This is a genomic window from Aminobacter aganoensis (genome assembly GCF_014206975.1).
GTDB lineage: Bacteria > Pseudomonadota > Alphaproteobacteria > Rhizobiales > Rhizobiaceae > Aminobacter > Aminobacter aganoensis.
In genome coordinates, this window is the sequence record NZ_JACHOU010000004.1 from 13,371 (window position 1) to 26,767 (window position 13,397).

The 13,397-nt window shown below is 64.6% G+C and carries 14 protein-coding genes; 13 read left to right on the forward strand and 1 reads right to left on the reverse strand.

Going from position 1 to position 13,397, the window contains the following annotated elements; translation table 11 throughout:
• Positions 1 to 172: 172 nt before the first annotated feature.
• The 11 genes from glyA to GGR00_RS10885 all read left to right on the forward strand — a co-directional run bounded on the left by glyA (position 173) and on the right by GGR00_RS10885 (position 10,120).
• Complete coding sequence (gene glyA, locus GGR00_RS10835; protein ID WP_055971493.1) at positions 173 to 1,474, forward strand: serine hydroxymethyltransferase; 1,302 nt, start codon at positions 173 to 175, stop codon at positions 1,472 to 1,474.
• A gap of 176 nt (positions 1,475 to 1,650) precedes the next feature.
• Positions 1,651 to 2,115 carry a transcriptional regulator NrdR gene (gene nrdR, locus GGR00_RS10840; protein ID WP_184699452.1) on the forward strand — a complete coding sequence of 155 codons (465 nt, stop codon included), beginning with the start codon at positions 1,651 to 1,653 and terminating at the stop codon, positions 2,113 to 2,115.
• Between the two features lie 15 nt (positions 2,116 to 2,130).
• On the forward strand, positions 2,131 to 3,246 hold the full coding sequence (gene ribD / locus GGR00_RS10845; RefSeq protein WP_246441345.1) for a bifunctional diaminohydroxyphosphoribosylaminopyrimidine deaminase/5-amino-6-(5-phosphoribosylamino)uracil reductase RibD: 1,116 nt from the start codon (positions 2,131 to 2,133) through the stop codon (positions 3,244 to 3,246).
• On the forward strand, positions 3,246 to 3,863 hold the full coding sequence (locus GGR00_RS10850; RefSeq protein ID WP_055971483.1) for a riboflavin synthase: 618 nt from the start codon (positions 3,246 to 3,248) through the stop codon (positions 3,861 to 3,863). The genes ribD and GGR00_RS10850 overlap by 1 nt, the downstream gene beginning before the upstream one ends.
• 116 nt (positions 3,864 to 3,979) lie before the next feature.
• Positions 3,980 to 4,444, forward strand: a complete 465-nt coding sequence (locus tag GGR00_RS10855; RefSeq protein ID WP_055971479.1) for a 6,7-dimethyl-8-ribityllumazine synthase — start codon at positions 3,980 to 3,982, stop codon at positions 4,442 to 4,444.
• Positions 4,441 to 4,941, forward strand: coding sequence for a transcription antitermination factor NusB (gene nusB / locus GGR00_RS10860; protein WP_055971476.1), 501 nt, complete (start codon positions 4,441 to 4,443; stop codon positions 4,939 to 4,941). The genes GGR00_RS10855 and nusB overlap by 4 nt, the downstream gene beginning before the upstream one ends.
• A complete protein-coding gene (locus GGR00_RS10865) occupies positions 4,938 to 6,140 on the forward strand; it encodes an MFS transporter (RefSeq protein WP_184699454.1) in 1,203 nt (400 codons plus the stop codon). The genes nusB and GGR00_RS10865 overlap by 4 nt, the downstream gene beginning before the upstream one ends.
• Before the next feature lie 156 nt (positions 6,141 to 6,296).
• A complete protein-coding gene (gene osmF, locus GGR00_RS10870) occupies positions 6,297 to 7,208 on the forward strand; it encodes a glycine betaine ABC transporter substrate-binding protein OsmF (RefSeq protein ID WP_184699455.1) in 912 nt (303 codons plus the stop codon).
• A gap of 58 nt (positions 7,209 to 7,266) precedes the next feature.
• Positions 7,267 to 8,433: an ABC transporter permease subunit gene (locus GGR00_RS10875; protein WP_184699456.1), complete on the forward strand. Its 1,167-nt coding sequence runs from the start codon at positions 7,267 to 7,269 to the stop codon at positions 8,431 to 8,433.
• A complete protein-coding gene (locus GGR00_RS10880; protein WP_184699457.1) occupies positions 8,430 to 9,368 on the forward strand; it encodes an ABC transporter ATP-binding protein in 939 nt (312 codons plus the stop codon). The genes GGR00_RS10875 and GGR00_RS10880 overlap by 4 nt, the downstream gene beginning before the upstream one ends.
• Entirely contained in the window at positions 9,365 to 10,120 is a 756-nt protein-coding gene (locus GGR00_RS10885; protein ID WP_055971461.1) for an ABC transporter permease, read from the forward strand. Before GGR00_RS10880 ends, GGR00_RS10885 begins: the two co-directional genes overlap by 4 nt.
• 2 nt (positions 10,121 to 10,122) lie before the next feature.
• On the opposite strand, the gene GGR00_RS28260 is transcribed toward GGR00_RS10885, so the two are convergent.
• The gene (locus GGR00_RS28260; RefSeq protein WP_055971458.1) at positions 10,123 to 10,335 is read right to left on the reverse strand and encodes a hypothetical protein; all 213 of its coding nucleotides are present in this window, start codon (positions 10,333 to 10,335) and stop codon (positions 10,123 to 10,125) included.
• Positions 10,336 to 10,420: 85 nt separating this feature from the next.
• On the opposite strand from GGR00_RS28260, the gene GGR00_RS10895 reads away from it, so the two are divergent.
• Together GGR00_RS10895 and GGR00_RS10900 are read left to right on the forward strand one after the other, a co-directional pair.
• Positions 10,421 to 10,915 carry a DUF2165 family protein gene (locus tag GGR00_RS10895; protein WP_055971456.1) on the forward strand — a complete coding sequence of 165 codons (495 nt, stop codon included), beginning with the start codon at positions 10,421 to 10,423 and terminating at the stop codon, positions 10,913 to 10,915.
• Positions 10,916 to 11,100: 185 nt separating this feature from the next.
• Complete coding sequence (locus tag GGR00_RS10900; RefSeq protein ID WP_184699458.1) at positions 11,101 to 13,242, forward strand: sodium-translocating pyrophosphatase; 2,142 nt, start codon at positions 11,101 to 11,103, stop codon at positions 13,240 to 13,242.
• The last annotated feature ends 155 nt before the right edge of the window (positions 13,243 to 13,397 follow it).

Here is a 13,397-nt window from a genome sequence, read left to right on the forward strand (position 1 = left end):
CCGCAACGACTTCGAAAAAGCCGTCCTTCGGGGCGGCTTTTTTCATGGTGCCGGCCCTGTGCTCCAATTGCGACAACGAAATTTCGCACGGCACATGGCGACGCTGGGTCAAGTGTGTTAATGGCCCGCCGAACCTCTCCGATGCCCCCTCCGGACCAAAGGATCTTCAGCCATGGCCGCCTCGAAAAACCTCGAATCCTTCTTTGGAACCCCGCTTTCGGAGGCCGATCCCGAAATCTTCGGCTCGATCCGCAGCGAGCTCGGGCGCCAGCGCCATGAGATCGAGCTGATCGCCTCGGAAAACATCGTTTCCCGCGCCGTCCTTGAGGCGCAGGGCTCGATCATGACCAACAAGTATGCCGAGGGTTATCCCGGCAAGCGCTACTATGGTGGCTGCCAGTTCGTCGACGTCGCCGAAGAGCTCGCCATCGAGCGCGCCAAGAAGCTGTTCGATTGCAAGTTCGCCAACGTCCAGCCGAACTCCGGCAGCCAGATGAACCAGGCCGTGTTCCTGGCGCTGCTGCAGCCGGGCGACACCTTCATGGGCCTCGACCTGAATTCGGGCGGCCACCTGACCCACGGTTCGCCGGTCAACATGTCGGGTAAGTGGTTCAAGGTCGTCTCCTATGGCGTGCGCAAGGACGACCACCTGCTCGACATGGACGAAGTCGCGCGGATTGCCCGCGAAACCAAGCCGAAGCTCATCCTGGCCGGCGGCACTGCCTATTCCAGGATCTGGGACTGGAAGCGTTTCCGCGAGATCGCCGACGAAGTCGGTGCCTACCTGATGGTCGACATGGCCCACATTGCTGGCCTGGTTGCCGGCGGCGTGCATCCGTCGCCGCTGCCGCACGCCCATGTCGTCACCACCACCACCCACAAGTCGCTGCGCGGCCCGCGCGGCGGCATGATCCTCACCAATGACGAGGATATCGCCAAGAAGATGAACTCGGCCGTGTTCCCCGGCCTGCAGGGCGGCCCGCTGATGCATGTCATCGCTGCCAAGGCGGTGGCCTTCGGCGAGGCGCTGAAGCCCGAGTTCAAGGCCTACGCGGCAAATGTCGCGGCCAATGCCAAGGCGCTCGCCGCGAGCCTCAAGGACACCGGCCTCGACATCGTTTCGGGCGGCACCGACAACCACCTTATGCTGGTCGACCTGCGTCCCAAGAACGCTACCGGCAAGCGTGCCGAAGCCGCTCTGGGTCGCGCCAACATCACCTGCAACAAGAACGGCATTCCCTTCGATCCGGAAAAGCCCTTCGTCACCTCGGGTGTCCGTCTCGGCACGCCGGCCGGCACGACCCGCGGCTTCGGCGAGGCCGAATTCCGCGAGATCGGCCAGCTCATCGCTGAAGTGCTGGACGGCCTCAAGGCGGCCAATTCCGACGAGGGCAACGCTGCCGTCGAGGCGGCGGTCAAGCGCAAGGTGGTCGACATGACCGAACGCTTCCCGCTCTATCCATATCTCGGCTAGATCGCCGCGCGGGGAGGGCTCTTGGCCCGCCTGTGAGATCTTGGAAGCCCCGTTCCGGCACGTCCGGGACGGGGCTTCTGCTTTTCGGCCGGGTTCGTCGCCAAAAGCGGTTTCCACTTTTCCGGATCATGCTTTAAGCCTTTCCTCGTCGGGGATTCGAATGACAAGGCCGAACCATGCGTTGCCCATATTGCCAGTCTGAAGACACGCAGGTGAAGGACTCCCGTCCGGCGGAGGACGGTGCTGCGATCCGCAGGCGGCGCATCTGCCCGGTCTGCGGCGGCCGCTTCACCACCTTCGAGCGCGTGCAGCTGCGCGACCTCGTGGTGCTCAAGAAGACCGGCCGCAAGGTGCCGTTCGACCGCGACAAGCTGGCCCGCTCGGTCGAGGTCGCGGTGCGCAAGCGCAATGTCGATCCCGAGCGCATCGAGCGCGCTGTGACCGGCATCGTCCGCCAGCTCGAAAGTTCCGGCGAAACGGAAGTTCCCTCGGGCGAGATTGGTCGTCTCGTGATGGAGGCGCTGAAGACGCTCGACGATGTCGCCTATGTGCGCTTCGCTTCGGTCTATCGCAATTTCCGCGAAGCCAAGGACTTCCACGAGGTGCTGGGCGAGTTGAAGGGCGAGGAAGAAGCCAGCTGAGCGATGGCCAGGGACATGAGTGCATCCGAGCAGGACAGGATCGATCAGCGCTACATCGCGGCTGCGCTCAGGCTGTCGCGCAAGCATCTTGGCCTGACCTCCACCAACCCGGCGGTCGGCACCCTCATCGTCCGCGACAGCGGCAGCGGACCGGTCATCGTCGGGCGCGGTGTCACTGCCATCGGCGGCCGTCCGCATGCCGAAGCCGAGGCGCTGGCCGAGGCCGGCGACCTCGCGCGCGGCGCCACTGCCTACGTCACGCTTGAGCCCTGCGCTCATCACGGCCGCACGCCGCCTTGCGCCAATGCGCTGGTCAATGCCGGCATAACCCGCGTCGTCGGCGCAGCCAGCGACCCGGATCCGCGCGTGTCGGGCAAGGGATATGCGATCCTTCGCGGTGCCGGCATCGAGGTCAAGGAAGCCGTGCTTGCCCGCGAGGCCGCCGACCAGCTTGCGGGGTACATGAATCGGTCCGTGAGGAAGCGCCCGGAAGTGATTCTGAAACTTGCGCTTTCCGCCGATGGCATGATCGGCAGGCGAGGCCAGGGCCAGATCGAGATCACCGGGCAGGTCGCCCGCCGCCAGGTTCACGTCATGCGCGCCGAGACCGATGCGATCTTGGTCGGCATCGGCACGGCACTTGCCGACGACCCCGAACTGACCGTGCGTTTGCCCGGGTTCCGCAACCGCTCGCCGGCGCGCATCGTGCTCGACAGGCTCACGCGGTTGCCGGCGACGTCGAAGCTGGCGCGGTCGGCGCATGACGTGCCGGTGCTTGTCGCTGCCTGCCCCGAAGGCGATCCGTCGAACCGGGCCGAGCTCGAGCGCGCCGGCGTCAAGTTTCTGGCGACCGAGACCTATGACGGTCGTGTGGCGCTCCCCGAACTGCTCGAGGACCTTGCCAATCAGGGCATGTCGCGGATCATCGTCGAAGGCGGAGCCGACACCGCAAGGGCCTTCCTCGACGAAGGTCTGGTCGACCGCATCGCGCTGTTTTCCGGTCCGGAAGCGATCGGCCCGGACGGTATTGCAGCTCCCATCGGCCGCGACCATATACCGGCAGGGTTCAGCCTGGTGCGCGAGGCGCGCTTTGGCGAAGACACCTTCGCGGAATGGATAAGGGAAATCTGATGTTCACCGGTATCGTCACCGACGTGGCCACGGTCGCGTCTGCAAAGCCGCTCGACCAGGGCGTCCGCTTGCGCTTCGACACCGTCTACGACCCCCAGACGATCGACATCGGTGCGTCGATTTCCTGCTCGGGCGTCTGTCTGACCGTCGTGGCGCTGCCTGACGCCACCTCCAACGCCCGCTGGTTCGAGGTCGAGGCCTGGGAAGAGGCGCTACGCCTGACCACGGCAAGCGACTGGGCCGCCGGCCGCAAGGTCAATCTCGAACGTGCTCTGAAGATCGGTGACGAGCTCGGCGGTCATATCGTCTCGGGTCATGTCGACGGCATGGCCGAGATCGTGGCGCGCGAGGACGAGGGCGAGGCGGTGCGCTTTCGCCTGGAGGCCCCGCGCGAGCTGGCCAAATTCATAGCTCCCAAGGGCTCCGTCGCCCTCGACGGCACGTCGCTGACGGTCAACAAGGTCGAGGGCACGCGCTTCGACGTGCTGTTGATCCATCATTCGCTGCAGGTGACCACATGGGGCGAGCGCAAGGTCGGCGACCGCGTCAACCTCGAGGTCGACACCATGGCGCGCTATGCGGCACGCCTTGCCGACGCTGCCAGGGAAGGGCTCTGAGCCATGCTGCCGGCCGCCGGTCTACTGGCCAGCGGTTTCCTGCCACAGTGCTTAACACTTCGCTTGCGAACTCATCCGGTTCGGCCTAAGTCAGCCGCTCCTGCCGGAGATTTGACATGGCCAACGACAAGAAACTGAAGCTCCTCATCATCGAGGCGCGCTTTTACGACGACCTCGCGGACGCGCTGCTGGATGGCGCCAAGTCTGCCCTGGCCGCTGCCGGTGCATCCTATGACGTGGTGACCGTTCCCGGCGCGCTTGAAATTCCGGCCGTGATCTCCTTTGCGCTCGACGCTGCCGACGACGAAGGCACGCAGTATGACGGCTATGTCGCGCTCGGCACCGTCATTCGCGGCGAGACCTATCACTTCGACATCGTCGCCAACGAATCCTGCCGCGCCCTGATGGATCTTGCGGTCTCGGAATCGATCTGCGTCGGCAACGGCATCCTGACGGTCGAAAACGACGATCAGGCCTGGGCCCGTGCCCGCCGCAACGAAGGCGACAAGGGCGGCTTTGCCGCGCGTGCCGCGCTGACCATGATCGCCCTTCGCGAAAAACTCGGAGCTGCACGGTCGTGACGTCTTCTGAAGAGAAGGGCCAGCCGCCGGTCCGCCAGGCCAACAAGCGCGGGGCTGCCCGCCTTGCTGCCGTCCAGGCGCTGTACCAGATGGACGTCGCAGGCAGCGGCCTGCTCGAGATCACCGCGGAATACGAGGCTTTCCGCCTCGGCAAGGAAGTCGATGGAGCGCTCTACCGCGAGGCCGATCCCCAGTGGTTCCGTGCCATTCTCGCGGGCGTCGTCGAAAACCAGAAGACAGTCGATCCCGTCATCCGCCAGTCGCTGACTGAGGATTGGCCGCTGTCGCGCCTCGATTCGACGCTGCGCGCCATCCTGCGTGCCGGTGTCTTCGAACTGATGAAGCGCCAGGACGTTCCGGTCGCTGTGATCGTGTCGGAATATGTCGACATCGCCAAGGCCTTCTATGTCGAGGACGAGCCCAAGCTCGTCAACGCCGTGCTCGACCGTGTCTCCCGCAAGCTGCGCGGCGAGGGTAAGGGCAAGGACGCATTATGACCGGTGGCGAACGCGAAGCGCGGCGAACTGCTTATATCCTCGCCGCATCGCAAGCCATCATCGGCTCCGCCGCGCCGATCGCCTTCTCGCTCGGCGGCCTGGCCGGCTTCTACCTCCTCGACAGCGACAAGTCGCTGGCGACCGCCCCGATTACCGGCTTCAGCGTCGGCATGGCACTCGGCGCGCTTCCCGCAGCCGCGATCATTCGCGGCCTGGGCCAGCGCGGCGGTTTCATGTTCGGCACTGCCGTCACTGCTGCCGGCGGCGCCATCGCCACGCTGGCGCTGTTCCGCTCCGAGTTCTGGCTGTTTGTCTTCGGCCTTCTGTTGCTTGGCGTCGGCAGCGCTTTCGTCCAGCAGTTCCGGTTTGCCGCTGCCGACAACGCGCCGCCCGAATTCAAGGCGAATGCGATTTCCTTCGTGCTGGCCGGCGGCATCGTCACCGCCATCCTCGGCCCGCAGATCGTCATCTTCACGCGCGAGATGTTCGCGCCCGTCATGTTCGCCGGCTCCTTTGCCGCGATCATCGGGCTTGCGGCGGTAGGCGCTGTCATCTTGTCGTTCCTGAAGGTCAGGGATGCGGCAGGCGCGCATCAGGACGTTTCCCAGGAAGATGCTCGGCCTCTGCTGGAGATCGTGACCCAGCCGCGCTTTGCCGCGGCGCTCACCTGTGCTGTCGGCACCTATGCCATCATGACCTTCGTCATGACCGGCGCGCCGCTTGCCATGGTCGGCTGCGGGTTTTCGGCGGACGAAGCTACGCTTGGCATTTCCTGGCATGTCATGGCGATGTTCGGCCCGAGCTTCTTCACCGGCCGCCTGATCCAGCGATTTGGAGTAGAGCGCATCGTTGCGCTCGGCGTGTTCCTGCTGATTGCCTGCGCGATCGTCGCACTATCGGGTATCGCGCTGTGGCAATTCTGGACATCGTTGATCCTGCTCGGCCTCGGCTGGAATTTCGGCTTCATCGGCGCGACGGCGATCGTCTCGACTGCCTATCGCCAGTCGGAAAAGGGCAAGGTCCAGGGTTTCCACGACTTTGTCCTGTTCAGCACCGTGGCTCTCGCGTCGCTGATGTCGGGCGCGGTGTACAATGCCTATGGCTGGGACATGCTTGCGTGGATCGTCTTCCCGGTTTGCGTCATATGCCTGGGCGCGCTGGCGACTCTGTCGTTCAACCGCCGGAGCCGGATCGCCTGACAGGAGCATGTCGGCAATCAAGGCCGGCTATACCGACAAAATACAGAATGACATTGCGCAGCCCTTGCGCATTGTGAAACCGTATGCCCCGACGGAAGCTGGATCGCCATGCTCATATGCGGTCACCGAATTCCGGGAACCAGAAGGGGCTTCACCATGCGTCAGACCAGAATCATCGCCGCGGCGGCCATTGCGCTCGGCCTTGCCACCAGCGCCGCCAGCGCGCAGGTGGTGGTGTCTTCCAAGATCGACACCGAGGGCGGCGTGCTCGGCAATATCATCAAGGCCGTGCTCGATGCCAACGACATCGCCACCACCGACCGCATCCAACTCGGTGCCACGCCGGTCGTCCGCAAGGCGATCACCGCCGGCGAGATCGACATCTATCCCGAATACACCGGCAATGCCGGCTTCTTCTTCGAAAAGGCCGACGATCCCGTCTGGAAGGATGCCGCCAAGGGTTTCGAGACCGCCAAGCAGCTCGACTACGACGCCAACAAGATCGTCTGGCTGTCGCCGTCGCCCGCCAACAACACCTGGGCCATCGCACTGCGCAAGGACGTTGCCGACGCCAACAAGCTCGCTACCCTCAGCGACTTCGGCAAATACGTCGCCGGCGGCGGCACCGTGGTGTTGGCCGCATCGTCCGAGTTCGTCAATTCGGCTGCAGCACTTCCCGCCTTCCAGACCACCTATGGCTTCACGCTCAAGCCCGAGCAGCTGATCACGTTGTCGGGCGGCGACACGGCAGCCACCATCGGCGCCGCCGCCAACCAGACCAACGGCGCCAACGCCGCCATGGTCTATGGCACCGACGGCGGAATCGCGCCCTCGGGACTGGTCGTTCTCGATGACGACAAGGGCGTGCAGCCGGTCTACCAGCCGGCCCCGATCATCCGCGAAGCGGTGCTCAAGGAGCATCCCCAGATCGAAACCCTGCTCAAGCCGGTGTTCGAGAAGCTCGACCTCGTCACGCTCCAGGAACTCAACGGCCGCGTCCAGGTCGGCGGCGAGCCGGCCAAGGCCGTCGCCGAAGATTTCCTGAAGAAGAACGGCTTTCTGAAGTAAGCTTTCCCGGCGCATCCCATCAGGGGCGCGCCGACGGAACCGGGGACGCATCGCGACAGTGGGCATCAGGTTCGACAAGCTCGGCGTGGTGATCGCCGCGATCGCCGGCTATGGCGCATTCTTGGCGCCATTTGCCACCTTTCGCGCCAACCGCATCGTCGCCGGTGAGCCGCGTTCGGTTCTCGAGGCCCTGCCGTCTCCGGTGGGGCTCGTGCTGCTGGCCATCCTCGTTGCGGCGGGACTTGTGGCGCTGTTCAGGACGCCGCTGGCCGCGCGTCTTGGCGCCAGCGCCCTGGCGCTTGCTGTTCTTGCGCTGCTGATCGGCAATGCCGGCGCCTACCTGACACCGGAGGGCAATACGTTCGCCCGCGTCTCGCCGGCCTCCGGTTTCTGGCTGCTGATCTTCGCCTTCACGCTGTTGCTCGCCGACGTCCTGACACGGCTGCAGCTTTCGCCGGCCGGACGGGTCGTCCTGCTTGGCATGGCTGCGGCAGCGATCTGGCTCCTGCTCGCCTCGGGTCAGTGGGACAGCCTGTCGATCCTCAAGGAATATGCCAACCGTGCCGACAGTTTCTGGAACGAGGCGACGCGCCATGTCCAACTGGCGCTCGGCTCGCTGGCTGCCGCGGTGCTGGTCGGCATTCCGCTGGGCATCCTGTGCCATCGCGTCGAGGCGCTGCGGGCGGGCGTTCTGAACGTGCTCAACATCGTCCAGACCATCCCGTCCATCGCGCTGTTCGGCATCCTGATCGCACCGCTCGGCTGGGTCGCCGCCAACATCCCCGGTGCCTCGGCGCTCGGCATTCGCGGCATCGGGGCGGCACCGGCTTTCGTCGCGCTGTTTCTCTATTCGCTGCTTCCCGTTGTCGCCAACACCGTCGTCGGGCTCGCAGGCGTTCCCCGGGCGGCCAACGACGCCGCGCGCGGCATGGGCATGACCGGTGCGCAGCGCCTGTGGGGCGTCGAGTTCCCATTGGCCTTTCCCGTCGTCCTCACCGGCATCCGCATCGTGCTGGTCCAGAACATCGGTCTTGCCACCATCGCCGCGCTGATCGGCGGTGGCGGCTTTGGCGTCTTCGTCTTCCAGGGCGTCGGGCAGACGGCAATGGACCTCGTCTTGCTCGGTGCGGTTCCCACCGTGGCGCTGGCCTTCGCCGCCGCCATCATCCTCGACGCCGTGGTGGAACATGTCGCGACCCGCAGATCCACGACGGTGGCCGCATGATCGAAATCGAAAGCATCACCAAGCGCTATGGCGACGTTGCCGTCGTTGACGACGTCTCCATGGTCATCGAGCCGCACACGCTGACGGTGATCGTCGGCACTTCGGGCTCCGGCAAGACGACGCTTTTGCGCATGATCAACCGCCTGGTGGAACCGACGTCGGGCACGATCAGGCTCGACGGTGTCGACAACCGGTCGGTCCCGGGCCACGAACTGCGCCGCAGCATCGGCTACGCCATCCAGGGCAACGGGCTGTTTCCGCATCGCACGGTAGCGCAGAACATAGGCACCGTTCCGCTGCTTCTCGGTTGGGACGCCGCCCGCATCAAGGCCCGGGTCGACGAACTCCTGGCGCTGCTGCAGCTCGACCCCGCCGCCTTCGGCCCACGCTATCCGCACGAACTGTCGGGCGGCCAGCAGCAGCGTGTCGGCGTCGCCCGCGCGCTGGCAGCCGAGCCCAACGTGCTGTTGATGGACGAACCCTTCGGCGCGCTCGATCCGATCATCCGCACCAAGGCGCAAGAGGATCTGCTGGCGATCCAGAAACGCTTCGGCACCACCATCATCCTTGTCACCCACGATATGGAGGAGGCGGTCCATCTTGGCGACCGCATTGCCGTCATGGATGCCGGCAAGCTGATCCAGTACGCATCGCCGACGGAAATCCTGGCAAGGCCGGCCACGGGTTTCGTCGAGACGCTGGTTGGCGCCAGCGACCGTCCCTTCAAGCTCCTGTCGCTCGGCGAGGTGCGCGATGTCGTCGAGCCGGGCAGTGCCGAAGGAGAGGGCATAGCTGCAGGGGCAACCCAGCGCGACGCGCTCGCCGAATTGTTGTGGTCCGGGCGCACAGCCATGCCTGTGACATCCGACGACGGCATGCCGATCGGCCGCGTGACGGTCCAAGGCCTTGTCAAGCGCGCCGCGAGGCCAAAATGAAGGCCTGGGTTCCGTTGCTGTTGCGGCTTGGGCTTCTGGCCCTTCTGGTTGCGTTCCTGAGCAACCCGCTGTGGTTCGAGCCGGTGCTCAGGCCGCTGACGCAGAACGGGGCGCCCGCGATCTACAATCAGGGCAGCCTGTCGTCGCTGGCGTTCCAGCACTTGCGCACGGTCGCCATCGCCACCGCTGCCGCGATCGTCGTCGCGGTGGCGCTGGCAATCCTGGTCACCCGGCCGGCCGGCGCCGAATTCCTGCCCCTGTCACGCAGCCTGGTCAACATCGGCCAGACGTTTCCGCCGGTGGCGGTGCTTGCGCTGGCCGTTCCCGCCGTCGGCTTTGGCGAGAAGCCGACCCTGATCGCGTTGTTTCTCTATGGCCTGCTGCCGATCTTCGAGAACACGTTGACCGGGCTGACCACGACGCCGGCCAACGTTGTCGAGGCGGCGCGCGGCGCGGGCATGACGGGCTGGCAACGCCTGCTCAAGATCGAACTGCCGCTTAGCCTGCCGGTCATTCTCGCCGGCATCAGGCTTTCCGTCGTGATCAGCCTTGCCACGGCGACCATCGGCTCGACGGTCGCCGCCAAGACGCTCGGCGAAGTCATTATTGCCGGGCTGCAGTCCAACAATCTCGCCTTCGTCCTGCAGGGCGGCCTGATCGTGGCGGCCCTGGCCGTGCTCATTTACGACGCGTTGACGGCGCTCGAGCGCATGGCCGCCAGGCGCATGGGACAGGTGCCTGCGGCAGGCTGAAGTCAGCGCACGCGCACAGGATGGTCGAGCGTGATTTCGAGCCGGCTGTTGTCGCCGTCGAGCACCCAGCGCCGTCTTAGGATGTAGAAATCGGCGTCGCCGACTGAAACGATGTCGCCTGCCTGGCAACCGGCTGGGATTCCTGCATCCGCAAGCAATGCGCTCTGCCCATGCCTGTCGGCATAAGTCTTGGCCGAGGCTGTCAGCACAATCATGGCCGACTGGCCTGTTGCACCATTTGCGCGACTCGCCTTTTCATTTGCGGGATGCCCCGATACTTGCTTTTCAGGAGATCTGGCCATGACCTTGCGTCTCTCTAAGATCGTGATGTCCCTCTGCCTTGCGGCATTCGCCTTCCTTGTAGCCTTCGGCAACATCACTGACTACGGCTCCAACTTCGCCTTCGTCCAGCATGTGCTGAGCATGGACACCACGTTTCCGGGCAATGCCCTGATGTACCGCTCGATCACCAATCCGACCTTGTGGACCGTCGGCTACTGGCTGATCATCGTCGGCGAGGGGCTCACCTGCGTGCTGTTCCTGATCGCCGCGTTCAAGCTTTGGCAGGCGCGCAACGGCTCCGGCAAGGAGTTCAACGACGCCAAGGGATTCGTCGTCATTGGCGCGACGATGGGCTTTCTCGTCTGGTTCCTCGGTTTCATGGTCATTGGCGGCGAATGGTTTGCCATGTGGCAGTCCAGCACCTGGAACGGCCAGGAGGCGGCATTCAAATTCTACATGACGATGCTCGCCGTGCTGATCTTCGTCAATCAGCCGGATCATGATCTGGCCTGATCCATAATCTCGACTGACATTGTGAATGGGGCGCCGAAAGCCGAGAAACACCTTGACCATATCTTGACGACCGCTGCCCTGTTTCGGATTGTTCGCCAGGGGCCGGAAACCGCATAGAGGCTACCGGTCTCGTTCACTAGCCCGGGGAGGGGAATTCCGGGCATAATCAGGGAAGAGAATTGGCAATGACAATGCTTTACGTCGTCATCGCCTGCGGCCTGCTATCTGTCCTTTACGCCATCTGGGCGACTCAGTCGGTGCTTGCATCCGACCAGGGCAATGCGCGCATGCAGGAAATCTCCGCCGCCATCCGGGAAGGTGCGCAGGCATATCTGGCGCGCCAATACACAACCATCGCCATCGTCGGCGTCGTCGTGTTCCTGCTCGCCTGGTGGCTGCTTTCCGCATCCGCGGCGATCGGCTTCTTGATTGGTGCAGTGCTTTCGGGGGCAGCCGGTTTCATCGGCATGCATGTCTCGGTTCGCGCAAATGTCCGTACCGCCCAGGCAGCCTCCAACAGCCTCGCCGCCGGCCTCGACATCGCCTTCAAGTCGGGCGCCATCACCGGCATGCTGGTGGCTGGTCTCGCCTTGCTTGGCGTCTCGGTCTACTACCTCATCCTGACCGGCCCGATGGGCTATGGCCCAGCCGATCGCGTCGTCATCGATTCGCTCGTGGCGCTCGGCTTCGGTGCCTCGCTGATCTCCATCTTCGCCCGTCTCGGCGGCGGCATCTTCACCAAGGGAGCCGATGTCGGCGGCGATCTCGTCGGCAAGGTCGAAGCCGGCATCCCGGAGGATGATCCGCGCAATCCGGCCACCATAGCCGACAACGTCGGCGACAATGTCGGCGATTGCGCCGGCATGGCCGCCGACCTGTTCGAGACCTATGCGGTGACCGTGGTCGCCACCATGGTCCTCGGCGCCATCTTCTTCGGCAGCAGCGAAGCGCTCTCCAGCGTCATGCTCTATCCGCTCGCCATCTGCGGTGCCTGCATCATCACCTCGATCATCGGCACGTTCTTCGTCAAGCTCGGTTCCAACGGCTCGATCATGGGCGCGCTGTACAAGGGCCTGATCGTCACCGGCCTGCTGTCGATCGTGGGTCTCGGCGCCGCGACCTCGCTGACCGTTGGCTGGGGCGACATCGGCACTGGCGGCGGGGTCCAGATTTCCGGCCAGAACCTGTTCATCTGCGGCCTGATCGGTCTCGTCGTGACCGGCCTGATCGTCGTCATCACCGAGTACTACACCGGCACCAACAAGCGCCCGGTCAACTCTATCGCCCAGGCGTCGGTTACCGGTCACGGCACCAACGTCATCCAGGGCCTGGCGGTGTCACTCGAATCGACCGCGCTTCCGGCGATTGTCATCGTCGGTGGCATCATCGCCACCTTCCAGCTAGCCGGCCTGTTCGGCACGGCCATTGCCGTCACCACCATGCTCGGCCTTGCCGGCATGATCGTGGCACTCGATGCCTTCGGCCCGGTTACCGACAATGCCGGCGGCATTGCCGAAATGGCCGGCCTGCCCAAGGAAGTGCGTCATTCCACCGACGCGCTCGATGCCGTGGGCAACACCACCAAGGCCGTCACCAAGGGCTACGCCATCGGCTCCGCCGGTCTCGGCGCGCTGGTGCTGTTTGCCGCCTACAGCTACGACCTGCAGTACTTCGCCGCCAACAGCGCGCAGTATCCGTACTTCGCCGATCTCGGCACGGTGTCGTTCGACCTGTCCAACCCATATGTCGTCGCCGGCCTGATCTTCGGCGGTCTCATCCCTTACCTGTTCGGCGGTATCGCCATGACCGCCGTCGGCCGGGCCGCCGGCGCGATCGTCGAGGAGGTGCGCAAGCAGTTCCGCGAAGATCCGGGCATCATGAAGGGCACGTCCAAGCCCAACTACGCCCGCGCGGTCGACCTGCTGACCAAGGCTGCGATCAAGGAAATGATCATCCCGTCGCTGCTGCCGGTGCTGGCGCCGCTGGTCGTCTATTTCGGCGTGCTGTTGATCTCCGGCTCCAAGGCCTCGGCCTTCGCGGCCCTCGGCGCTTCGCTGCTCGGCGTCATCGTCAATGGCCTGTTCGTGGCCATCTCGATGACCTCCGGCGGTGGTGCCTGGGACAACGCCAAGAAGTCGTTCGAAGACGGCTTCACCGACAAGGATGGCGTCAAGCACCTGAAGGGTTCGGAGGCCCACAAGGCGTCGGTGACCGGCGATACCGTCGGCGATCCCTACAAGGACACGGCCGGTCCGGCCGTGAACCCGGCGATCAAGATCACCAACATCGTAGCCCTCCTGCTGCTCGCCGTCCTGGCGCACAGCTGATCGACATCCGGCAGGCGAGTCGCCTGCCGTCGGTGTCTGCTCGACAGAACCCCGTCCGCACACCTTGCGGGCGGGGTTTTTCACGTATCGGCGAGAGAGGGCAAAGAAAAACCCGCGGGATTGCTCCCGCGGGTTCTGTTGCCTGAGATTCTGAA